The organism is Leifsonia sp. Leaf336 (genome assembly GCF_001423695.1).
GTDB lineage: Bacteria > Actinomycetota > Actinomycetes > Actinomycetales > Microbacteriaceae > Leifsonia.
On sequence record NZ_LMOZ01000002.1, the window covers coordinates 306212 to 327214 of the forward strand.

The window sequence follows — 21003 nt, forward strand, 5'->3', positions numbered from 1 at the left end:
CGACCGTGGAGGGCAGGGGCGCTACTGGCCCGAGCTCGCGGTCTTGATGGCGGCGGACATGTCCTTCAGCGCCTGGTCGACGGACTTGTCGCCCTTCAGCGCCGCGTAGGCGTTGTCCTGCACGGCCTTGGTGATGGCCGGGTAGAACGGCGACACCGGACGCGGAACCGCGTTGGCGATCGACGTCTTCAGGGTGGACAGGTACGGCAGCTGGCTGTTCAGCGACGCGTCGTCGTACAGCGACGCCAGCACCGGCGCCAGCGAGCCCTGCGTCACGAAGAACTTCTGGGTCTCTTCGCTCTGCAGGAACTTCAGGAACTCGAAGGCGGTCGCCTTGTGCTTGCTGTACACGCTGATCGCGGCGTTGTGACCGCCCAGGCTCGAGACGCCCGGCTTGTCGGCGCTGATGCCCGGCAGCGGTGCGATGCCGAAGGTGTCCTTCACCGTGGAGGATCCGTCGGTCTTGGCCAGGCTGTACACGTACGGCCAGTTGCGGAGGAACAGCAGCTTGCCGGCCTCGAACGCCTGTCGGCCCTGCTCCTCCTGGTAGGTGATGGCCTCGGCGGGGATGTTCCCGTTCTTGAAGCCGTCCACCAGGCGGGTCAGGCCCGCGTTGGCCTCGGAGCTGTCGACGGTGACGGTCTTGCCGTCGTCGCCGACGATGGTGCCGCCGTTGGTGTTGATGGCCTCGGCCACGTTCACCGTCAGACCCTCGTACTGGGCGAACTGACCGGCGTAGCAGCCGATGTTGTTCGTCTTGGCGATGGCGCAGTCCTTGATCATGTCATCCCACGTCTTGGGAGGAGTGGTGACCAGGTCCTTGCGGTAGTACAGGATGCCGCCGTCGGAGGTCTGCGGCGCGGCGTACTGCGTGCCGTTGTAGGTGCCCGACTTCACAGTGGGGCCGAGCAGGGCCGAGTTGTCCATCTTGAAGTCGCCGGTCAGCGGCTGCAGCCAGCCCTTCGCGGCGAACTCGCCCGTCCAGACGACGTCGACATCGACCACGTCGTAGTTCGGGTCCTTCGCCTGGAAGTGCTGCACGAGGTCGTCGTGCTGCTGGTCGGCCTGGTCGGTCTGCTCCTTGAAGGTGACCTTCTCGTTGGGGTGGGCCGCGTTCCACTTCTCGACGAGAGGACGGACCACGTTGGAGTTGTCCTTGCCCTGCACATAGGTGATCGGGCCTTTGCCCGTGAGGTTCTGGCTGGCGTCGCCGCCGCTGCTCCCACCTGATGATCCGCCGCCGGTGCATCCCGCAAGGGCGAGGCCCGTGATGGCGACCACCCCTGCGATCACGGAGAGACGTGCTGCTTTCATTTCACTCCTCGTTGAGCTCTTGGTGCAGGCGCGGGTGCGCCCGGGCTCAACGTACTCCGGGGCGCGAGTCCATGCAAGCGTTTACGTCAAGCGCTTGCATTGCGATTCGGTCACAGGGCTTCTACCCGCGGGCGGGGGAGGCGGGCGGCCGGCGGCGTCGCCGCACGGAGTTAGGCTTTCGTCTGTGAGCGGCATGCGCGGGATGGGCGGAGGCGGGATGCGTTCGCGCGTCAGCGCGAGCGACGTGGACGCTCAGCGGGCGCTCAACGCCGACGCGCCGCGGATACCGCACCTCTTCCGCCGCATCGTGACCCTGTTCGCGCCGCACAAGGGCGCGATCGTCATGACGATGATCCTCGTGCTGGTCGGGGCCGCGCTCTCGGTCGTGCCTCCGCTGCTGACGCAGCGGGCGTTCGACGAGGGGCTGTTCCCGAAGAGCGGCAAGCCCGATCTCCCGGTGCTCACGGAGATCGTGGTGGTGATGATCGTGGTCTTCGTCGGCTCGGCCCTGCTCGGCGTCTGGCAGACCTATCTGACGGCATCCGTCGGCAACAGGGTGATGGGCGCTTTGCGCGTGCGACTGTTCTCGCACCTGCAGTCGATGGAGCTGAGCTTCTTCACGAAGACGAAGACCGGCATCATCCAGTCGCGGCTGCAGAACGACGTCGGAGGCGTCGCGAGCGTCCTCACGAACACGATGTCGAGCATCCTCGGCAACACCGTCACCGTCATCGCCGCGCTCGTCGCGATGCTGCTGCTGAACTGGCAGCTGACCATCGTGGCCGTCATCCTGATGCCGATCCTCGTGATCGCGCAGCGCCGGGTCGGGCAGGTGCGGGCGCGCATCGCGACGAAGACGCAGGAATCGCTGTCGGACATGACCGCGATCACGCAGGAGACGCTGAGCGTGTCCGGCATCCTGCTCTCGAAGAGCTTCAACCGCCAGTCCGCCGAGGTGGCGCGCTACTCCGACGAGAACCGTACGCAGATCCGGCTGCAGGTGTCGCAGGCGATGAGCGGTCAGTGGTTCTTCGCGATGGTGAACATCTTCCTGTCGTCGATCCCGGCGATCGTCTACCTGGTGTCGGGATGGTTGATCCTCGGAGGCGCCACCGACATCACGGCAGGGACGATCGTCGCGTTCACGACCGTGCAGGCCCGGCTGCTCTTCCCGCTGCTGGCGCTGATGCGGGTCGCGCTCGACCTCCAGACCTCCGGCGCGCTCTTCGCCCGCATCTTCGAGTACCTCGACCTGAAGCCGGCGATCGCGGATGTACCGGATGCCGCGCCCGTCGACCCCGGCCGCGATCTCGGACGGATCGAGTTCGACCATGTGGTGTTCCGCTACCCGGACGCCAGGGAGGGCGAGCGCAACACCCTCGACGACGTGTCGTTCGTGATCGAGCCGGGCGAGTTCGCCGCGTTCGTGGGGCCGAGTGGGGCGGGGAAGACCACGGTCAGCTACCTGATCCCGCGCTTCTACGACGCGACCTCCGGGCGGATCCTCTTCGGCGACACCGACCTGCGTCTCCTGCAGCAGGACTCGCTCGTCTCGCACATCGGCGTGGTGAGCCAGGAGACGTACCTCTTCCACGCCTCCATCGCCGAGAACCTGCGGTACGCGCGGCCCGAGGCGACTCAGGAGGAGCTGGAGGCCGCCGCCAAGCAAGCGAACATCCACGAGACGATCGTCAGCTTCCCCGACGGCTACGAGACGATCGTGGGCGAGCGCGGTTACCGGCTCTCCGGAGGTGAGAAGCAGCGCATCGCGATCGCCCGCGTCCTCCTGAAGGATCCGGAGGTCCTGATCCTCGACGAGGCCACGAGCGCTCTCGACACCATCTCGGAGCGGGTCGTGCAGCAGGCACTCGACACGGCCTCCCGCGGCCGGACGACGATCGCGATCGCCCACCGGCTCTCCACGATCGTCGCGGCGGACGTGATCTTCGTCATCGACCACGGGCAGGTCGTCGAGCGCGGCACCCATCGGGAGCTGCTGGAGCTCGACGGCATCTACGCTCGGCTGTACCACGAGCAGACCGAGACGGCCATCCTCGACCGCGATTAGGCGGTGCCGAGGCCGGGGAGGTGCGGACAGGCGCCGCTCGATCGCGCGATGTTAGACTCGCCTAACATTCTGATCAGCGGAGGCGATGATGGCGCTGGATGTCGCGGAGCGGCAACCTCGCACCCGTCTGCGTCTCTGGCTGCTCCTCGGCCCGGCGTTCGTCGCGGCGATCGCCTACGTCGACCCGGGCAACGTCGCCGCCAACCTCACCGCCGGCGCGCGCTACGGGTACCTGCTGGTCTGGGTGCTCGTCGCCGCCAACGCGATCGCCGTCTTCGTGCAGTACCAGTCGGCCAAGCTCGGCATCGTCACGGGTCGCAGCCTTCCCGAGCTGCTGGGCGCCCGCCTCGGCACGGCCGGCCGGCGTGCGTACTGGGCGCAGGCCGAGCTGGTCGCCGCCGCGACCGACATCGCCGAGGTGATCGGCGGCGCCATCGCGCTGAACCTCCTCTTCGGGCTGCCGCTGCCGCTCGGGGCTCTCATCGTCGGCGCCGCCGCCATCGGGATCCTCGCCGTGCAGTCACGACGCGGCCAGCGGCCGTTCGAGGCCGTGATCCTCGCGCTGCTCGCCGTCATCGCGGTCGGCTTCCTCGCCGGGCTGGTCGTCAGCCCGGTGGACTGGCGCGCCGCGGCGAACGGGCTGATCCCACGGTTCGACGGGGCCCCCACCGTGCTGCTCGCCGCGAGCATGCTCGGGGCGACAGTGATGCCGCACGCGATCTACCTCCACTCCGCGCTCGCTCGCGATCGACACGGATCGAGCGCCGACACCGGGCGGCTGCGGACGCTGCTGCGCGCCACGCGGCTCGACGTGGTCCTCGCGCTCGTGCTGGCGGGAGCCGTCAACATCGCGATGCTCCTCCTCGCCGCTTCGGCTCTGCCCGGTGTGGCGGGGACCGACACCATCGAAGGTGCTCACGCCGCGATCGGCGCGGCCCTCGGGCCGGTCGTCGCGGCGGCCTTCGCGATCGGCCTGCTGGCGTCGGGTCTGGCCTCCACGTCGGTCGGAAGCTACGCGGGCGCCACCATCATGAGCGGGCTGCTGCACGTGCGCGTGCCGCTGCTCGTGCGGCGGGTCGTCACGCTCATCCCTGCAGTGGTCATCCTCGCGCTGGGGGTGGACCCGACGTGGGCTCTCGTGCTGTCCCAGGTGCTCCTGAGCCTCGGCATCCCGTTCGCGATGATCCCGCTGCTGCGGCTCACCGGTTCGCGGGAGGTCATGGGCGCGCATGTCGACCGGATGTGGGTGCGCTGCGTCGGCGTGGGGATCGCCGGGCTCGTCGTCGTCCTCAACCTCGCGTTGGTGGTGCTGACGGTCTTCGCCGCGTAACCGCTGCGTGATGCAACCACGCCGACGTCGGGTGCATCAATGTCTCAGTCATCGCCTTGGTATGTCTGCGACGGTTGCCGTCACCTCAGCGTTCCGAAAGAATTGAAGAGACTGAGATACTAAGTGCATGGGAGGTTCGGTGAATGGCTGAGCCTGAACGGCGCCGCCCCGGCGCGCTCCCTCCGGAATACTCCTCATTCGTGGATCGGCGCACGCAGTTGGCCGCCGCTCGCGCCGCCTTGGGCGAGACGCGACTTCTGACGCTTCTCGGGCCCGGAGGCGTCGGCAAGACGCGGTTCGCCATCCGCCTTGCCCAGAGTGTGCGCAGGCTCTATCCTGACGGACTCTGGTTCATCGATCTGAGCGGGGTGAGTACGAGCGGATCGGTGGTCGACGAGGTCAACCGGATCATCGGAGCGCAGGGAGCGTCGGGCGACGGGACGGAGTCCATCGCGCAGTTCTTCGGAAACGGCATCGGCCTACTCGTGCTCGACAACTGCGAACAGGTGGCCCGGCAGTGCGCCGAGCTGGTCGGAAAGATCCTGGTCGAGTGCCCCGGCATCTCGGTCATCGCGACGAGCCGAGCTGTGCTACGAATCGCGCCGGAGCGCATCTTCGAGGTGGAGCCGCTCGAAGTCCCCGGTTCGAAGCGGGGCGCCCCGTCGCCGGCCATGAGTCTGTTCCTCGACCGAAGTGCCGCCGTTCTCCCCGAGCCGAGTCCAGCCGAAATGGATGCGATCGCCGAGATCTGCATTCGGCTCGACGGCATGCCGCTCGCCATCGAGCTGGCGGCGGCCCGCGTCCGTGTGATCTCACCGGCGCAGATCCTCGAACGGCTCGCGGAGCCGCTCTCCCTACTCGCGGGCGGCGTCCGCGATGCGCCGGATCGCCAGCAGACCATCCGTGCGGCCATCACCTGGAGCTACGACCTCTGCACCGAGGTCGAACGGGACGCACTTCGTCGGATGTCGGTGTTCACCGGCAGCTGGGACCTGGAAGCGGTCGAATGGATGTGCGGCTCGGGTCGGGACTGCGACACCCTCGACCTCGTGCAGTCCCTGCTGGACAAGTCGATCCTCTCGCGCCGCCCCTCCAGCCATGTCGCCTACTTCGGCATGCTCGACACGGTTCGCCGGTTCGGAATCGAGCAGTCGACGCCGGAGGAGCTTCACGAGGCTCGGTCGAGGATGCGGGACTGGTACTTCGCACGACTGACCCGGCTCGAGGCGGACTGGTTCGCGCCTAACCAGGCCTATTGGCTCGCAACCACCAGAACGGAGCTCCCGAACATCCGGTCCGCCATCGGATTCTGCATCGCTGCGGGCGACGCACCGGCTGCCGCCCGACTCCTGATCACCGGATGGCGCGTCGTCTGGCAGGCGAGCGGGCGCATGGACGAACTGTACCGGTGGAGCCTGGGGGTGCTCGATCTCGGGATCCCGCAGACTCCTGAGGGGGCTCAGCTCCTGACTGTGCTCGCTATGTCGGCGTTCGGGCGAGGCGAGGTGGAGGCCGGGGTGTCACGGCTGGCACTGGCCGAAGAGCTGGCAGAGCGCGTGGACGACGATTTCAGCCGAGCGATGGTGGCTGGCGCGCGTGCCCACATCGAGCACAGCCCTCGATCGATGGGCATTCTTCTCGAGGCGCTCCGTCTGGAGGGAGGTACCAACGCCAATCCTGCGCGGTCGAACCTCGAGGAGGCGATCGCGATCGCCGAGTTCGGTCTGGGCGACGAGTCGGCTGCCGCGAAGCGACGAGAGGCGCTCGTCGCGCGCTCCATACGGGCAGGGGATTCGTTCGAGGCGGCGATCATGCTGACCAACTCGGGAACGATAGCGACCACCCGAGGCGATTTCGACAGCGCTGTACGATTGCTCCGGCAGGCGCTGAGCCTCAACCAGAATCTCGAGGATCCGTTCGCCATCGCGATGTCGGAGGAGACGTTGGCCGGTGCCGCCGCGGGGCAGCGGGACTTCGTCCGCGCCGCGACCCTTCTCGGGATCACCGACGGGGTCGGCGGCTCCGCCGGCGTTCTGGCATCGTACGCGCCGAACACGAGGGGAATCCGCTCCGCGATCGTCGAATCGACGTCGTCCTCGTTGGGGGAGCAGGCCTATGCGGCGGCTTTCGCCAGGGGAGCGGCCCTCACCCCGGCGGAGGGGATCGCCTACGCGCTTGGAGCGCAGCTTCCCGGCGGTGCGACGGGCAGACGGTCGTCGTCCGTCCCGGTCGGGGGGCTGTCGGCGCGCGAGAGCCAGGTGGCCGCCTTGGTCGGACAGGGACTGACCGACCGTCAGATCGCCGAGCGGCTGGTGATCTCGCGTCGAACGGCGGAGGGCCATGTCGCCAACAGCCTGACGAAGCTCGGCTTCACGTCGCGAACGCAGCTCGCCGCCTGGAGTGCGCGCTCCGAAGCGACGTCCGGCTGAGCCTTCCGGACGCTCAGCCCGCAGCGACCCACACCGCGGCGGCGGCGGTCGCACCCAGGACGACCGGCCGGCCGTCGATGATCGCGGTCACGTCACCGGCGAACGCGCGGTGCTCGTCGACAGTGAGCGAGACGTCCAGGCCGATCCCGCGCTCGCCGAGATAGCGGAGGACAGCGGGGTCGGCGTCGGAGATGCGAACGACGGTCAACGGCACGCCGGTCTGCGCCGACAGCAGCGGTTCGGCCTCCGGGCGACGTGGTGTGCCGTCAGCGGTCGGGATCGGGTCGCCGTGCGGGTCTCTCGCCGGGAATCCGAGGCGCCGGTCGATGCGGTCGACCAGCCCGTCGGAGACCGCGTGCTCCAGCACCTCCGCCTCGTCGTGCACCTCGTCCCAGCCGTAGCCGAGCTCCTCCACGAGGAAGGTCTCGATGAGCCGGTGCCGGCGGACCATCGCCAGTGCGCCGCGACGGCCTGCCTCGGTGAGCTCGATGCCGCCGTACGGCTCGTGCACCAGGAGCCCCTGATCGACGAGGCGGCGGATCGCGTCGGACACGGTGGCCGCGCGAACGCCCATCCGCTCGGAGAGCTGCTTGACCGTGATCGGATCGCCCGACCACTCGGTCGCCGACCAGATCAGCTTCAGGTAATCCTGTGCCACGGGGGAGAGATCGGACACCGGCATGACCACGAGTCTAGGCAGCCGGGCTGAAACAGAGCGAACCCTCCTCCACGCGCCCTGTTACGGTTGACGGCGTGAAGTACGCAGAGACCATCACAGACTTGGTCGGCGACACCCCGCTCGTGAAGCTCAACCGGCTGACCGACGGGATCGCGGCGACGGTGCTCGTCAAACTCGAGTACCTGAACCCCGGAGGCTCGTCGAAGGACCGCATCGCTTCCCGCATCATCGACGCTGCGGAGCAGGAGGGGCTGCTGCAGCCCGGCGGCACGATCGTGGAGCCCACGAGCGGCAACACGGGTGTCGGGCTCGCGCTCGTCGCCCAGCAGCGCGGCTACCGGTGCGTGTTCGTGCTGCCCGACAAGGTCGGCGAGGACAAGCGCAACGTGCTGACCGCGTACGGCGCGGAGGTCGTGGTCACGCCCACCTCGGTTCCCCCGGAGCACCCCGACTCCTATTACTCGGTGTCCGACCGGCTCGCCGCCGAGATCCCCGGCGCGTTCAAGCCGAACCAGTACTACAACCCGAACGGGCCGCGCAGCCACTACGAGACCACCGGTCCCGAGATCTGGCGCGACACCGACGGTCGCATCACCCATCTGGTCGCCGGCGTCGGCACCGGCGGCACCATCTCGGGCACCGGCCGGTTCCTCAAGGAGGCCTCCGACGGCCGCGTGCGGATCATCGGCGCCGACCCGGAAGGATCCGTCTACTCGGGCGGCACCGGCCGCCCCTACCTCGTGGAAGGCGTCGGCGAGGACTTCTGGCCCGGCGCGTACGACCCGTCGGTCGTCGACGAGGTGATCCCGGTCACGGACGCCGAGTCGTTCCACATGACCAGGCGGCTTGCCCGTGAGGAGGGCATCCTCGTCGGCGGGTCGAGCGGCATGGCCGTCGTGGCCGCCCTGCGCGCGGCGAAGGACCTGAGCGCCGACGATGTCGTCGTGGTCATCCTGCCGGACGGCGGCCGCGGTTACCTCGCCAAGATCTTCAACGACAAGTGGATGCGCTCCTACGGCTTCAGCGAGGTGCCAGACGAGGCCACCGTTCACGATGTGATCCGCACCAAGCGCGGCGACCTGCCCGACCTGGTGCACACGCACCCGACGGAGACCGTGCACGACGCCATCGGGATCATGAACACCTACGGCGTCTCGCAGCTGCCGGTGCTCACGGCCGAGCCTCCCGTCGTCATGGGCGAGGTCGCCGGCGCGCTCGACGAGCGGTCGCTCGTCGACGCGGTGTTCAGCGGCCGCGCGCGCATGAGCGATCCGGTCGGCGCGCACCTGGGCGAGCCGCTGCCGCTGATCGGCGTCAACGAGCCGGTCACGGCCGCGCGGGCGGCGCTCGCTGTCGCCAACGCCCTGCTGGTCACCGACGGCGGCAAGCCCGTCGCCGTGCTGACCCGGCAGGATCTGCTCACCTACCTCAGCGAGTAGCCGCTCGCCTCCCTCCCTCTCGACCTCGTAGCAGTAAGGATCCCGATGTCCCACGGTTTCGCCACGCGCGCCATCCATGTCGGCCAGGAGTTCGACCCGACCACGGGCGCGATCATCCCGCCGATCTACCAGACTTCGACGTTCGTGCAGGACGGCGTCGGCGGGCTGCGCGGCGGCTACGAGTACGGCCGGGCGGGCAACCCCACCCGCACCTCCCTCGAGACGCTGCTGGCGTCGCTGGAGGGCGGCGTGCGAGCGCTGTCGTTCGCCTCCGGCCTCGCGGCGGAGGACGCCCTGCTGCGCGCGGTGCTGCGCCCGGGCGACCACGTGGTGCTCGGCAACGACGTGTACGGCGGGACGCACCGGCTCATCAACCGCATCCACGGCGCCTGGGAGGTGCGCAACACGACGGTCGACCTCGGCGACCTGGACGGGGTGCGCGCGGCGCTGGGCATCGAGGGCACGCGCATCCTCTGGATCGAGACGCCCAGCAACCCGTTGATGAAGATCAGCGACCTGGCCGCGCTCGTCGAGCTCGGCCACGCCGCGGGCGCCCTCGTCGTCGTCGACAACACCTTCGCATCTCCTGCCCTCCAGCAGCCGCTCTCGTTCGGAGCGGACGTCGTCGTGCACTCGACCACGAAGTACCTGGGAGGCCACTCCGACGTCATCGGCGGCGCCCTGGTGTTCGCCGACCTCGAGCTCGCCGAGAAGGCGCAGTTCATCCAGTTCGCCGCAGGCGCCGTCTCGGCGCCCATGGACGCCTGGCTCACCGTGCGGGGAATCAAGACGCTCGACGTGCGGATGCAGCGGCACAGCAGCAACGCGCAGGCGATCGCGGAGGCCCTGGTCGGCCGCCCCGGCATCGACGCCGTCTACTATCCGGGTCTGCCCGACCACCCCGGACACGACCTCGCCGCCGCCCAGATGAGCGGCTTCGGCGGCATGCTCTCGGTCGCGCTCAGCGGGGGAGCGGCCGCCGCGCGCCGCTTCGCCGAATCGACCGAGGTGTTCCAGCTGGCCGAGTCGCTCGGCGGGGTGGAGTCGCTCATCGGCTACCCCTCGGAGATGACGCACGCGTCGGTGCGCGGCACCGAGCTTGAGGTCCCGGACAACGTGATCCGCCTGTCGGTCGGCATCGAGGACGTCGCCGACCTCCTCGCCGACGTGGAGCAGGCGTTGGCGCGCTAGCCTGCACGCATGGATCAGCGCATCAGCCTCGTCACTCTCGGCGTCCGCGACCTCGCCCGCTCCCGCGCTTTCTACGAGGAGGGTCTGGGCTGGTCGCCCGCCGACGCTCCGGAGGGTGTGGTCTTCTACCAGCTGCCGGGCATGGCGTTCGCGCTGTTCGGCCGCGACGATCTGGCGGAGGACGCCCGCCATCCCATCGACGGCTCCTTCAGCGGCATCACGCTCGCGTGCAACCAGCGTGACGAGGCCGCCGTCGACCGCGTCCTCGCGCAGGCCGAGGCGGCGGGCGCCAGCATCCTCAAGCCGGCCGAGCGCGTCTTCTGGGGCGGTTACTCCGGCTACTTCGCCGACCTCGACGGGCACGTCTGGGAGATCGCGTACAACCCCGGCTGGACCCTCGCCGACGACGGGACCCTCACCGTCGGCTGACGTCGAAGCCGAGGTCGTCCCGTCGAGGGGATGGTGACGGCGTGTGCGCGCAGAGGGTGTCGCGTGCCACTGACGATCCCGCGTTGGCCGACGGGCAGCCGCCGGAGGCGAGAGGATGGGACCATGACCTCCATCCGCCCGGCCCGACCCGCCGACGCCGACGCCGTCCTCCGCCTCTTCGACGATGCCATCGCCTGGTTCGTCACCATCGGGAACACCGGGCAGTGGGGCAGCGAGCCGTTCTCGACGCAGCAGAAGCAGGTGGAGCGGGTGACCGGCTGGGTCGCGGAGCCCGGCTCCTGGGTCGCCGAGCACCCCGACGCGGGGGTCGTCGGCTTCCTCGCCCTCGGGGAGGCGACCGAGTACGTGCCCGCCGCGACGCAGCCGGAGCTCTACGTGCGCGTGCTCATCGGGTCCCGCGACCCGCGGGCGAAGGGCACAGGACGTCTGCTGCTCGGCTTCGCCGAAGAGCAGGCCCGCTCCTCCGGAGTCGACTTGCTGCGCGTGGACTGCTACGCGGGAGGCAGCGGTGATCTGATCCGGTTCTACGAATCCTGCGGCTATCGCGCGACGACGACGTTCACCGTGGGCGCGTGGCCGGGCCAGGTGCTCGAGAGAGCCCTCGAACCCTCCCTCGGAACCTCCCCTGGACCGCTCGGCGACGTGCACGCGTAGAGCGGATTCACGGCTTACGGGGTATTGCTCAGTGAGGACCCCTCACCGATAGTGGAGGCGTGAGGACTTTCGGGGTGGAGGAGGAACTCCTCCTGGTGGACGGCCGCGGTGTCGCGACGCCCGTCGCACCGTTCGCATTGGCCGACGCTCCGGCCGGATCCGAGGACCGCCTGGGCGCCGAGATCCAGCAGGAGATGATCGAGACGCAGACGCGTCCGCAGCTCGGCTCCGACGCGCTGTTCGCCGAGATCGTCGAGGGCCGCACGCTCGCCGACGCTCTCGCCCGCCCGCACGGCGCCCGCGCCGTGGCCGTCGCGATGTCGCCGCTGCCGCTGCGGCCGCACGCCACGCCCGACCCGCGGTACGACCAGATGATGCAGCGGTACGGGCTCACCGCCAAAGGCACGCTGGTGTGCGGGTGTCACGTGCACGTCGCCATCCACTCGCGCGAGGAGGGCGTCGCCGTCCTCGACCGGATCCGCACCTGGTTGCCGACGCTGCTCGCCCTCAGCGCGAACTCCCCGTTCGTCGGGGGTGTGGACACCGGCCACGCGAGCTACCGGTTCGTCGCCTGGCACCAGTGGCAGAGCGCGGGCCCGACCGACCTCTTCGGCTCGGTGGAGGCCTACGACAGCTTCGAGCGGCTGCTGGTCGAGACCGGCGTCATCCTCGACAAGGCCATGCTGTACCTCGACGCCCGGGTGTCGCACAAGCAGCCGACCGTCGAGGTCAGGGTCGCCGACGTCTGCCTGGACGCACGCGACACGGTCGTGCTCGCCGCTCTGGTGCGCGCGCTCGTCGACACCGCAGTCGACGAGTGGCGCTCGGGGGTCCCGCCGCTCGCCACGCCCTCCGCGGCGCTCCGCCTCGCGGAGTGGCAGGCCGCTCTCACCGGCGTCGGCGGTATGCTGCCGCATCCGGTGACCGGTCGCGAAGGCACCGCCGTCGCCGCGATCGACGCGCTCCTGACGCACACGGCGCACGCACTGCAGGCGAACGGCGACCTCCAGCTCGTGCGGCGTGGAATCGCGCGCATCCTGCAGAACGGCGGGGGTGCGGGGCGGCAGCGTGCGGCTTTCGCACGGCGCGGGCGGATGGCCGATGTGGTCGCCGAGGCGGTCGCGCTGACCCTCGACGCGGGCGAAGAGGGCGACGACCGGTTCGTCGCGTAGCAATCCCTTCCGCACACGCCTGGACGCGCTTATCCTTCGGACATGATGGGGCTTTCGACATGACGGGGAAGGAACTCGCCCACCAGCACGCCGTCTACACGTACGGCTCGCTTCCGCTGACGCTCATGTACAGCCCCACGGCGACAGCGGCGTGGGAGGTGTACTTCGGCGGTGACTACCTCGGACTCGTCGAGGAGGCGCACACGGCCGGCGAAGCCTGGCCGTCGTTCGTCGCCCGCCCTCCCGGCGAGGAGGAGACCGGGGACGGCATCCCCGCCCGCGACTGGCGCGTTGCCGTCGAACTGCTCGCTGCGCGCGCGGGCCTCTGAGCTCGTCCGCTCAGTCCGTCGGATCCACGGGCTCGGTCACCCGTTCGAGCTCTGGGAGCCTCCACGATCCGTCGAACCACGATTCCAGCGGCCCGTAGAGCCGGACCATCGGGAACCACGACTTGCCCGGAACCGTGCCGATCCAGTTCGACTCGTGGCCCTTCGGCGCCTTCGGTCCGAACCACAGCAGGAACGAGCCGTCGTGGTCCGGCCTGACGGTGCCCTCCAGACTGGCCAGCGCGGGGTAGGGGTTGTCGGGAAGCTGGAGCAGCGAGCGGGTCTGGGTGTCGTAGAGGTCGATGGACCAGAAGTTCTTCGCCGGTGGATCGGCGGGGATCCGCAGGGTGTAGGTCGCCGCTCCGTCGAGCACCTGGCCGTCGGCGTCTTCCGCGGTATAGGCGTAGGCGGAGCCCGCACCGACCTGGGCGTGCGCCATCGCGGGCGTGATGACCGTCGCGAAATAGTGGAACTGCGTGCGCGCGTCGAGGAGGCGTGCGCCGTCGCTGAGGAATTCGTAGCTGCCACCGACGAAGGCGTTCTTCCAGGAGATCCCCTCCCAGAAGTACGCGGCTGGATCGCGCGGCTTGTACACCAATGTCCGGGAGATGGCGGCGCCGAGGCGCGCGCCCGCGTCGAGCAGCGCGGCGCGATGCGGGTCGGGATCGAACGGACGGCCGGGGGCCAGCCCGAGAGCCGCGAATACCCCGGCGCGCTCCGGATCGAGCGCTTCCGCCGGCTCCTCCTGGATGATCTGGTCGATCTCGTGGAAGAAGCCGAGATCGTTCGAATGGATGCTGTTCTGCGGCACGTCGGCGATGTTGATGAACGTGTTCTCGCGCGGCGCCCCCGCCTCGTTCAGCGGGTAGATCCGGGTCTGCTTCATCGCCGGAACGCCGCCGAGCGTGCGCAGGACCACCCAGTTGGTGAACGTCGCCGGACGACACACGAAATAGCCGTCGGGGACCTCCCCCTTGTGGCCGGGAGGCAGGAAGAGGTACTTCCCGCCCTCGCCGCGGTCGGGTCCGGGAATGCCCATGTCGGTGACATAGCGGAACCAGAAGTCGTCGACGACGCACAGCGATTGCGGCGGCGCTTCGATCACGGTCGGCCCCCACACCCTCAGGTCGAGGAAGGTCGTGCCGTAGGTCGTCTCGGTGTTCGCCGTCAGGTAGTAGCCGCCGGAGTTGGCGCGCGGATCCGTGTAGCCGATGATGTCGGGACTGCTCACTCCCGTTGAACGCAATCCGGTGCGCAGGGCGACCACCGACGCTCCGGGGATCCCGATCAGGAACGCTTCAGCCGCGCGCATCAGGTCGAGAGCGTCGTAGGCGGCGTCGACGGTGCCGGCTCGCGGCACGCCGTCGGTGAACGTCAGCGCCCCGAACGGCGTCTCCACGTCGTCCGGAGTCGAGATGCTCTTCAGCGCGGCTCGCATCTCGTCGACGCTGTAGCCCGCCCCGGGCGTCCCCTCGATCGGCATCGCCGTCCTCCCCGCGGCCGGTGCATCCGGCCGCTGACGGGAAGCTACTGGCCGCGGCGCCGACGCGTCTAGACCTCCGTGCGGCTCCTCCGTGTCAGAACGCGAACTGCGCCCACTCGGCTCGCGCGAGGTTGACGCGTTCGCCGTGCCGCTCCACCACCCAGTGCGAGGGTGTCCCCGCCAGATATGTGCACAAGACGGTCTCGCTGCTCCAGCCGTCCGCGGAGCGGATCCATCGCACCAAGTGGATGTCCTGCCCCGGTTTCGGCGCGTTCCCGATCGGTGTGTCGTAGGTCGTCACGCTGCACCCCTCCCCAGTTGTGCAGCCGGTCCCCTCCGGTGGAGGCGCGACGTATCGCCCCTCCGCCAGCTCGGGACTGGCTCCTTGCACTAGACCCTAGTGGGGTACAAGCCCGGGGGACAAGAGGGTTCAGGTGAACGGCAGTGGACGGGTTCGGGACGCGGATCCGGCAGCCGCCGGCCGGTCAGATGGTCGGGTCGTCCTCGTCGTCCGCCGCAGCGTCGTCCTCGGGCTCGAAGACGCCGTCGGCGTCGTACGGGCCGCCGCCTTCGCCCTCGGCCAGGGCGTCGACGTCGATGGGTTCACCGGAGGGCGTCTCCGGCCAGTTCTCTCTCGCATCGGTCATGTGGTGATGGTAGGCCGAACGGGGCACCGGGAGAACCTCCCAGTCTTTGCCGTCGCCGCGTAGCGTCGGGGAGGAGAGGAGAACCAACCATGGAATACACCCGACTGGGCTCGACCGGCCTCACGATCAGCAGAATCGCGCTGGGCTGCATGAGCTTCGGAGACACGTCCCGCGGTTTCAACGAATGGGCGCTCGACGACGAGGGCGCCGCACCGATCTTCCGCCAGGCGGTGGAGGCCGGGATCACCTTCTGGGACACCGCCAACATCTACGGCTACGGCAGCTCGGAGGAGATCGTGGGCCGCGCCGTCCGCGAGTACACGCGCCGCGAGGACGTCGTGCTGGCGACCAAGCTCAACTTCCGGATGCACGACGGCCCCGGCGGCGCCGGGCTGTCGCGCCGCGCGATCCTGGAGCAGATCGACGCCTCCTTGCAGCGGCTCGGCACCGACTTCGTCGACCTCTACCAGATCCACCGTTTCGATCCGCTGACGCCGGTCGAGGAGACGATGGAGGCCCTCCACGACGTGGTCAAGGCGGGCAAGGCCCGGTACATCGGCGCTTCGTCGATGTGGGCTTGGCAGTTCGCGAAACTGCAGCACGCGGCCGACCTCGGCGGCTGGACGCGGTTCGTCACCATGCAGGACCAGTACAGCCTGATGATGCGCGAGGAGGAGCGCGAGATGTTCCCGCTGCTGGCGGACCAGGGGGTCGGCAGCCTCCCGTGGAGCCCGCTCGCGAAGGGCCGGCTCACGCGTCCGTGGGGCGAGCAGACCCTGCGCGGCGACACCGATCCGCTGCAGGCCCGGTACACCGAGGAGCACGACCGTCCGATCGCGGAGGCCGTGCAGCGCGTGGCGGAGGCCCGCGGCGTGCCCATGGCGCAGATCGCCCTGGCGTGGGTGCTGCGCAACCCGGTCGTGGACGCACCGATCGTCGGGGCGACCAAGCCGCATCATCTGCCCGACGCGGTCGCAGCCGTGCACCTGGAGCTGACCGACGACGAGGTGCGGCAGTTGGAGGAGCCCTACACGGTCACCCTGCCGACCGGCTACTGAAGAGGGTCAGGCCTCGGGCGCGGCCGCGGCGGACTTGGCCTCCGCGATGGAGGCGCGCACGGCCTCCATGTCGAGCGCCTTGACCTGGCCGATGAGGTCCTCGAAGGTCGGGGCGGGGAGCGCGCCCGGCTGCGAGAAGACCAGGATGCCGTCGCGGAACGCCATCAGGGTCGGGATGGAGGTGATGCCGGCGGAGGCCGCGAGAGCCTGCTCCGCCTCGGTGTCGACCTTGCCGAACACGACGTCGGTGTGCTCCTGCGAGGCCTTCTCGAAGATGGGGCCGAACATGCGGCACGGGCCGCACCACTCCGCCCAGAAGTCCACGAAGACGATGTCGTTCTCGGTGATCTTCGACTCGATGTTCTGCGCGGTCAGCTCGACGGTGGCCATGGGTGTCTCCTTGAAGTCGCGAGGGATGCCGCGGCCGTCGGGTGGGATCGGTCGCATCGAATGGAACGGTACGCCTGCCCGCTGAATTCCCGGGCCACCATCGAGCAGGATTGGAGAAGCACCACCCTCGCCGACGCTTCTACCGTGAGTGTCATGACCTCCATCGATCACATCACCCTCGAGGTGGCGGACGCCTCCGCCGCCGAACGCTTCTACGCCGAGGCCTTCGGGCTCGGCGACCGGGTGCGCGTCCGGGCCTCCGACGCGCCGACCTCCGGGTTCCGCGGCTACACCGTCTCCATCACGGTGTCGCAGCCCGCCGACGTGCGCGCCTACGTGGACTCCGCGGTCGCCGCCGGCGCCACCGTCATCAAGCCGGTCGCCACCTCGCTCTGGGGAGTCGGCGCGACCGTGCAGGCGCCCGACGGCGCGATCTGGAAGATCGCGACCTCCGCCAAGAAGGACACCGGCCCGGCCAGGCGCGAGCCCGAGTCGGTCGTGCTGCTGCTGGGCGCCGACGACGTGAAGGCGAGCAAGCAGTTCTACGTCGGGCGCGGCCTGCCGGTGGGCAAGAGCTTCGGGTCGTACGTGCAGTTCGACCTGAAGGGGAGCCCGGTGCAGCTGGGCCTCTACAAGCGCCGTGCCCTCGCGAAGGACGCCGGCGTGCCCGAGGACGGCGACGGGTCGCACCGCATCGTCATCGGCGGCGGTGCCGACAGCGTCGTGGACCCGGACGGGTTCGCCTGGGAGGCCGCAGCGCGCTGAGAGGCCCCGCATAGCAACCCCTGAGAAGACGCATTCGGAGGGCATAGCCCCGCGAAAGGTCACAGGAATGTAACGACGCCAAGGTGGCTGTCATGTCCCAGCCACCGACCCTCTCGCTCGACATCGTCGTGCCCGTGTACAACGAGCAGGCGACGCTCGACACGTCCCTCCGCCGGCTGCACGCCTACCTGACCGACGCGGTGCAGGCGAGCTGGCGGATCACGATCGCCGACAACGCCAGCACCGACGAGACGCCCGCCATCGCGGACTCCCTCGCCGCGGAGCTCGGCGGGGTCATCGCCGTGCACCTCCCGCTGAAAGGGCGCGGTCGCGCCCTCAAAGCGGTGTGGGGCTCCTCGCCCGCCGAGGTGCTCGTCTATCTGGACGAGGACCTGTCCACCGACCTCGCCGCTCTGCCGCCGCTCGTGGCGCCGCTGCTCTCCGGTCACTCCGATCTCGCGATCGGCACCCGGCTCGGGAGGAGCTCACGCGTCACGCGCGGCGGCAAGCGCGAGTTCATCTCGCGCAGCTACAACCTCCTGCTGCGTCGCACGATGTCGGTCGGGTTCTCCGACGCGCAGTGCGGCTTCAAGGCGATCCGACGCGACGTCGCCCAGCGCCTGCTCCCGCTGGTGGAGGACGACGCCTGGTTCTTCGACACCGAGCTGCTCATCCTCGCCGAACGCGCGGGGCTGCGGATCCACGAGATCCCCGTCGACTGGGTCGACGACCCGCACAGCTCGGTCGACATCGTGCGCACGGCGCGCGAAGACCTCAAGGGGATGCTGCGCGTCGGCACCAACATCGCGCGCGGCCGCATCCCGGTGGAGGCCGTCTATGCGGAGCTGGGGCGTCGGCCCTTCGCGCCTCCCAGGCCGCCGAGCTTCTTCGGGCAGGTCGTGCGGTTCGCGATCGTCGGCGTGCTCTCGACCGCGGCGTACGCGCTGCTCTACCTTCTGTTCTCCGGGTTCCTCGGCGGCCAGGTCGCCAACTTCGCGGCCCTGCTGCTGACGGCCGTCGCCAACACCTGGGCCAACCGGCGCTTCACGTTCGGCGTGCGCGGCAGGCCGGGGATGGTCCGCCACCAGTTCCAGGGGCTGGCCGTGTTCGGGATCGCCTGGGCGCTGTCCGGCGGCTCGCTCGCCCTGTTGCACGCGACCGCGCCCGGCGCTTCCCCGCAGGTCGAACTGATCGTGCTCACCGTGGCGAACCTCGTCGCGACCTTGCTGCGCTTCGTGCTGCTGCGGCTCTGGGTCTTCAGGTCCACCCGGAAGTCTCCGGCGAGCCCAGCGGCGCATGACGCTCCGGCTGCCCTCCGCCCTGCGCCCGCGCCCTCCACCACACCCGAACTCGTGCTCACCCCCACCGAAACGGAGCGATGACCATGTCCGCCACCACTGCTGCCCCGCCCACCCCGGCATCGGCCCCGGCCGGCGCCTCCACCACGGCTGCTCCGCCCGCGCGCCTGCGGACGGCGCTGAGGCGGATCGTCCGCGGGCGGGAGGACGCCGCCGCCTGGGAGCGCCCGGCGCTCCTCGGCCTCCTCGCCGTCACCGCGCTCCTCTATCTGTGGGACCTCGGCGCCAGCGGCTGGGCCAACTCGTTCTACTCGGCCGCGGTGCAGGCGGGGTCGGTCAACTGGGAGGCCTTCTTCTACGGCTCCAGCGACGCCGCGAACTCGATCACCGTGGACAAGCCTCCGGCGAGCCTCTGGATCATGGCCCTCTCGGTGCGGATCTTCGGGCTCAGCTCGTGGAGCATCCTGGTGCCGGAGGCGCTGATGGGCGTCGCGACCGTGTGGCTCGTCTACCTGACCGTTCGCCGCAACTTCAGCGCGCGCACCGCGCTGCTCGCCGGCGGCGTGCTGGCGGTCACCCCGGTCGCCGCGCTGATGTTCCGTTTCAACAACCCCGACGCGCTGCTGGTGCTCCTGCTGACGCTCGCCACCTACCTGACCCTCCGCGGCATCGAGTCCGGCCGCGTCCGCTGGGTGATCTGGGCGGGGGTCGCGATCGGGTTCGGGTTCTTGACCAAGCAGCTGCAGGCGTTCCTCATCCTGCCGGTGCTGGCCGGCGTCTACCTCGCGGCGGCGCGCGTCTCGTGGGCCAAACGCTTCGGCCACCTGCTCGCCGCGCTCGGCGCGGTGGTCGTGGCGGCCGGATGGTGGGTCGCGATCGTCGAGCTGGTACCGGCATCGCTGCGCCCGTACATCGGCGGCTCGCAGACCAACAGCTTCCTGGAGCTGACCTTCGGCTACAACGGTCTCGGCCGGCTCACCGGCAACGAGACGGGAAGCGTCACCGGCGGTGCCGGCGCGGCGACCGGCGGCGGCATGTGGGGTGCCACCGGCATCCTCCGGCTGTTCGAGAACGAGATCGGCGGTCAGATCACCTGGTTGCTGCCGGCCGCGCTCGTGCTGTTCGTCGTCGCCCTCGTGCTCGGCAGGAGGCTCGCACGCACCGACGCACGCCGCGCCACCCTCCTGCTCTTCGGCGGCTGGCTGATCGTGACCGCGCTCGCGTTCAGCTTCATGGCAGGCATCTTCCACGCGTACTACACGGTGGCACTGGCCCCGGCGCTCGCCGGGGTGGTCGCGATCGGCGCCTCCGCGGTCTGGGGAGCGCGCGACCGGCTGTGGGTGCGCATCCTCTCGGCCGTGACGATGCTCGGCACCGCGGTGTGGGCGTGGGTGCTGCTCGACCGCGCGACCGACTGGCTGCCGTGGCTCAAGGTCGTCGTGCTGATCGTCGCGCTCGCGGCGTCCGTGCTGCTGCTCCTTCCCCCGCGCAGCCGGGTGCTGTCGGGCGCGACCATCGCCGCGACCCTGGTCGGAGCACTGTTGGCGCCCACGGCCTACACGATTCAGACGGTCACGACCGGTCATACCGGATCGATCGTCACGGCGGGGCCGACCGTGGCCGGCTCGATGGGCGGCCCGGGCGGAGGCCGCGGCTTCGGCGGCGCGCCGAACGGAGGACCCGGCGGGTTCGGCGGGGCGCCAGGCGGGCAGGGTGCGCCGGGCGGGACCACCGGCGGCACGGCCAACGGCCTCCCCGGCGGCGGGACGGCACAGGGCGGGATCGCACAGGGCGGGACGGCACAGGGCGGCGCGGCCGGCGGGATGGGCGGCCTCCTCGGCTCCAGCACCGTCAGCTCCGAGCTCGGCACGCTGCTGAAGACCGACGCGTCGAAGTACACCTGGGCCGCCGCGGCCATCGGCTCCAACTCCGCCGCGGGCTACCAGCTCGCGACGCAGGAGGCCGTGATGCCGATCGGCGGGTTCAACGGCTCCGACCCGTCGCCCACCCTCGCCCAGTTCGAGCAGTACGTGGCTCAGGGGAAGATCCACTACTTCATCGCGGGCGGGGTCGGCCAGTCGAACGGCGGGAGCAAGGCCTCCAGCCAGATCGCCAGCTGGGTCGAGGCCAACTTCACGGCGACCACCGTCGGAGGTGTCACCGTCTACGACCTGACGAAATAGCGGTCCCATCGCCGGCGAAGGGTACGTCGACGCCCCTATCCCGCACGGATAGGGGCGTCTGCGTGCCCTTCGGCGTCGGCGAGTTCGCGCGGCTGTCCGCCGATGAGCGAAGGCTGGCAGCGGATGG

19 protein-coding genes are annotated in these 21003 nt (G+C 69.8%); 13 read left to right on the top strand and 6 right to left on the bottom strand.

Going from position 1 to position 21003, the window contains the following annotated elements; translation table 11 throughout:
- Positions 1-21: 21 nt before the first annotated feature.
- Entirely contained in the window at positions 22-1314 is a 1293-nt protein-coding gene (locus ASF88_RS10405) for an ABC transporter substrate-binding protein (RefSeq protein WP_055917711.1), read from the bottom strand.
- A gap of 193 nt (positions 1315-1507) precedes the next feature.
- Between ASF88_RS10405 and ASF88_RS10410 the strand changes: the two genes are divergently transcribed.
- The 3 genes from ASF88_RS10410 (at position 1508) to ASF88_RS10420 (ending at position 7141) form a co-directional block, all read left to right on the top strand.
- Positions 1508-3382 carry an ABC transporter ATP-binding protein gene (locus tag ASF88_RS10410; RefSeq protein ID WP_055917714.1) on the top strand — a complete coding sequence of 625 codons (1875 nt, stop codon included), beginning with the start codon at positions 1508-1510 and terminating at the stop codon, positions 3380-3382.
- 88 nt (positions 3383-3470) lie between these two features.
- A complete protein-coding gene (locus ASF88_RS10415) occupies positions 3471-4712 on the top strand; it encodes an Nramp family divalent metal transporter (RefSeq protein WP_055920275.1) in 1242 nt (413 codons plus the stop codon).
- A 143-nt stretch (positions 4713-4855) separates the two neighbouring features.
- Positions 4856-7141 (top strand): ATP-binding protein, encoded by a 2286-nt coding sequence (locus tag ASF88_RS10420; protein ID WP_082518897.1) that lies wholly within the window; start codon positions 4856-4858, stop codon positions 7139-7141.
- 13 nt (positions 7142-7154) lie between these two features.
- On the opposite strand, the gene ASF88_RS10425 is transcribed toward ASF88_RS10420, so the two are convergent.
- Complete coding sequence (locus ASF88_RS10425) at positions 7155-7823, bottom strand: metal-dependent transcriptional regulator (RefSeq protein WP_055920277.1); 669 nt, start codon at positions 7821-7823, stop codon at positions 7155-7157.
- Between the two features lie 71 nt (positions 7824-7894).
- Here ASF88_RS10425 and ASF88_RS10430 point away from each other — a divergent pair, with 71 nt between their 5' ends.
- From ASF88_RS10430 to ASF88_RS10455, 6 genes are all read left to right on the top strand, one after another.
- Positions 7895-9259, top strand: a complete 1365-nt coding sequence (locus ASF88_RS10430; protein WP_055917718.1) for a cystathionine beta-synthase — start codon at positions 7895-7897, stop codon at positions 9257-9259.
- 45 nt (positions 9260-9304) lie between these two features.
- Positions 9305-10450 (top strand): cystathionine gamma-synthase, encoded by a 1146-nt coding sequence (locus tag ASF88_RS10435; protein WP_055917721.1) that lies wholly within the window; start codon positions 9305-9307, stop codon positions 10448-10450.
- Between the two features lie 9 nt (positions 10451-10459).
- Entirely contained in the window at positions 10460-10879 is a 420-nt protein-coding gene (locus ASF88_RS10440; RefSeq protein ID WP_055917724.1) for a VOC family protein, read from the top strand.
- Positions 10880-11002: 123 nt separating this feature from the next.
- Positions 11003-11554 carry a GNAT family N-acetyltransferase gene (locus ASF88_RS10445; protein WP_055917727.1) on the top strand — a complete coding sequence of 184 codons (552 nt, stop codon included), beginning with the start codon at positions 11003-11005 and terminating at the stop codon, positions 11552-11554.
- A gap of 59 nt (positions 11555-11613) precedes the next feature.
- On the top strand, positions 11614-12726 hold the full coding sequence (locus ASF88_RS10450; RefSeq protein ID WP_157498306.1) for a carboxylate-amine ligase: 1113 nt from the start codon (positions 11614-11616) through the stop codon (positions 12724-12726).
- Between the two features lie 59 nt (positions 12727-12785).
- The gene (locus ASF88_RS10455) at positions 12786-13055 is read left to right on the top strand and encodes a hypothetical protein (RefSeq protein WP_055917734.1); all 270 of its coding nucleotides are present in this window, start codon (positions 12786-12788) and stop codon (positions 13053-13055) included.
- Between the two features lie 10 nt (positions 13056-13065).
- Here the strand turns inward: ASF88_RS10455 and ASF88_RS10460 are convergent, their stop codons facing one another.
- From ASF88_RS10460 to ASF88_RS20810, 3 genes are all read right to left on the bottom strand, one after another.
- Positions 13066-14535 (bottom strand): DUF1254 domain-containing protein, encoded by a 1470-nt coding sequence (locus ASF88_RS10460; protein WP_082518898.1) that lies wholly within the window; start codon positions 14533-14535, stop codon positions 13066-13068.
- A 94-nt stretch (positions 14536-14629) separates the two neighbouring features.
- A complete protein-coding gene (locus ASF88_RS10465) occupies positions 14630-14836 on the bottom strand; it encodes a hypothetical protein (protein ID WP_055917737.1) in 207 nt (68 codons plus the stop codon).
- A 184-nt stretch (positions 14837-15020) separates the two neighbouring features.
- A complete protein-coding gene (locus ASF88_RS20810; RefSeq protein ID WP_200935265.1) occupies positions 15021-15182 on the bottom strand; it encodes a hypothetical protein in 162 nt (53 codons plus the stop codon).
- Between the two features lie 89 nt (positions 15183-15271).
- Here ASF88_RS20810 and ASF88_RS10475 point away from each other — a divergent pair, with 89 nt between their 5' ends.
- Positions 15272-16240 (top strand): aldo/keto reductase, encoded by a 969-nt coding sequence (locus ASF88_RS10475; protein WP_055917743.1) that lies wholly within the window; start codon positions 15272-15274, stop codon positions 16238-16240.
- 6 nt (positions 16241-16246) lie between these two features.
- Here the strand turns inward: ASF88_RS10475 and trxA are convergent, their stop codons facing one another.
- The gene (trxA, locus tag ASF88_RS10480) at positions 16247-16630 is read right to left on the bottom strand and encodes a thioredoxin (RefSeq protein WP_055917747.1); all 384 of its coding nucleotides are present in this window, start codon (positions 16628-16630) and stop codon (positions 16247-16249) included.
- Positions 16631-16783: 153 nt separating this feature from the next.
- On the opposite strand from trxA, the gene ASF88_RS10485 reads away from it, so the two are divergent.
- From ASF88_RS10485 to ASF88_RS10495, 3 genes are all read left to right on the top strand, one after another.
- Positions 16784-17395: a glyoxalase gene (locus ASF88_RS10485; RefSeq protein ID WP_055920283.1), complete on the top strand. Its 612-nt coding sequence runs from the start codon at positions 16784-16786 to the stop codon at positions 17393-17395.
- 92 nt (positions 17396-17487) lie between these two features.
- Entirely contained in the window at positions 17488-18777 is a 1290-nt protein-coding gene (locus tag ASF88_RS10490) for a bifunctional glycosyltransferase family 2/GtrA family protein (RefSeq protein WP_055917750.1), read from the top strand.
- Positions 18774-20876 carry an ArnT family glycosyltransferase gene (locus ASF88_RS10495; protein WP_055917753.1) on the top strand — a complete coding sequence of 701 codons (2103 nt, stop codon included), beginning with the start codon at positions 18774-18776 and terminating at the stop codon, positions 20874-20876. The genes ASF88_RS10490 and ASF88_RS10495 overlap by 4 nt, the downstream gene beginning before the upstream one ends.
- Positions 20877-21003: the final 127 nt, after the last annotated feature.

Bases quoted from the DNA above. Each gene is read 5' to 3' on its own strand.
- ASF88_RS20810 (WP_200935265.1), bottom strand. From the start codon at position 15,182: ATGACCGATGCGAGAGAGAACTGGCCGGAGACGCCCTCCGGTGAACCC.
- ASF88_RS10435 (WP_055917721.1), top strand. From the start codon at position 9,305: ATGTCCCACGGTTTCGCCACGCGCGCCATCCATGTCGGCCAGGAGTTC.
- ASF88_RS10445 (WP_055917727.1), top strand. From the start codon at position 11,003: ATGACCTCCATCCGCCCGGCCCGACCCGCCGACGCCGACGCCGTCCTC.
- ASF88_RS10455 (WP_055917734.1), top strand. From the start codon at position 12,786: ATGACGGGGAAGGAACTCGCCCACCAGCACGCCGTCTACACGTACGGC.
- ASF88_RS10410 (WP_055917714.1), top strand. From the start codon at position 1,508: ATGCGCGGGATGGGCGGAGGCGGGATGCGTTCGCGCGTCAGCGCGAGC.
- ASF88_RS10415 (WP_055920275.1), top strand. From the start codon at position 3,471: ATGGCGCTGGATGTCGCGGAGCGGCAACCTCGCACCCGTCTGCGTCTC.
- ASF88_RS10475 (WP_055917743.1), top strand. From the start codon at position 15,272: ATGGAATACACCCGACTGGGCTCGACCGGCCTCACGATCAGCAGAATC.
- ASF88_RS10490 (WP_055917750.1), top strand. From the start codon at position 17,488: ATGTCCCAGCCACCGACCCTCTCGCTCGACATCGTCGTGCCCGTGTAC.
- ASF88_RS10420 (WP_082518897.1), top strand. From the start codon at position 4,856: ATGGCTGAGCCTGAACGGCGCCGCCCCGGCGCGCTCCCTCCGGAATAC.
- ASF88_RS10405 (WP_055917711.1), bottom strand. From the start codon at position 1,314: ATGAAAGCAGCACGTCTCTCCGTGATCGCAGGGGTGGTCGCCATCACG.
- ASF88_RS10495 (WP_055917753.1), top strand. From the start codon at position 18,774: ATGACCATGTCCGCCACCACTGCTGCCCCGCCCACCCCGGCATCGGCC.
- ASF88_RS10440 (WP_055917724.1), top strand. From the start codon at position 10,460: ATGGATCAGCGCATCAGCCTCGTCACTCTCGGCGTCCGCGACCTCGCC.
- ASF88_RS10425 (WP_055920277.1), bottom strand. From the start codon at position 7,823: ATGCCGGTGTCCGATCTCTCCCCCGTGGCACAGGATTACCTGAAGCTG.
- ASF88_RS10485 (WP_055920283.1), top strand. From the start codon at position 16,784: ATGACCTCCATCGATCACATCACCCTCGAGGTGGCGGACGCCTCCGCC.
- ASF88_RS10460 (WP_082518898.1), bottom strand. From the start codon at position 14,535: ATGCCGATCGAGGGGACGCCCGGGGCGGGCTACAGCGTCGACGAGATG.
- trxA (WP_055917747.1), bottom strand. From the start codon at position 16,630: ATGGCCACCGTCGAGCTGACCGCGCAGAACATCGAGTCGAAGATCACC.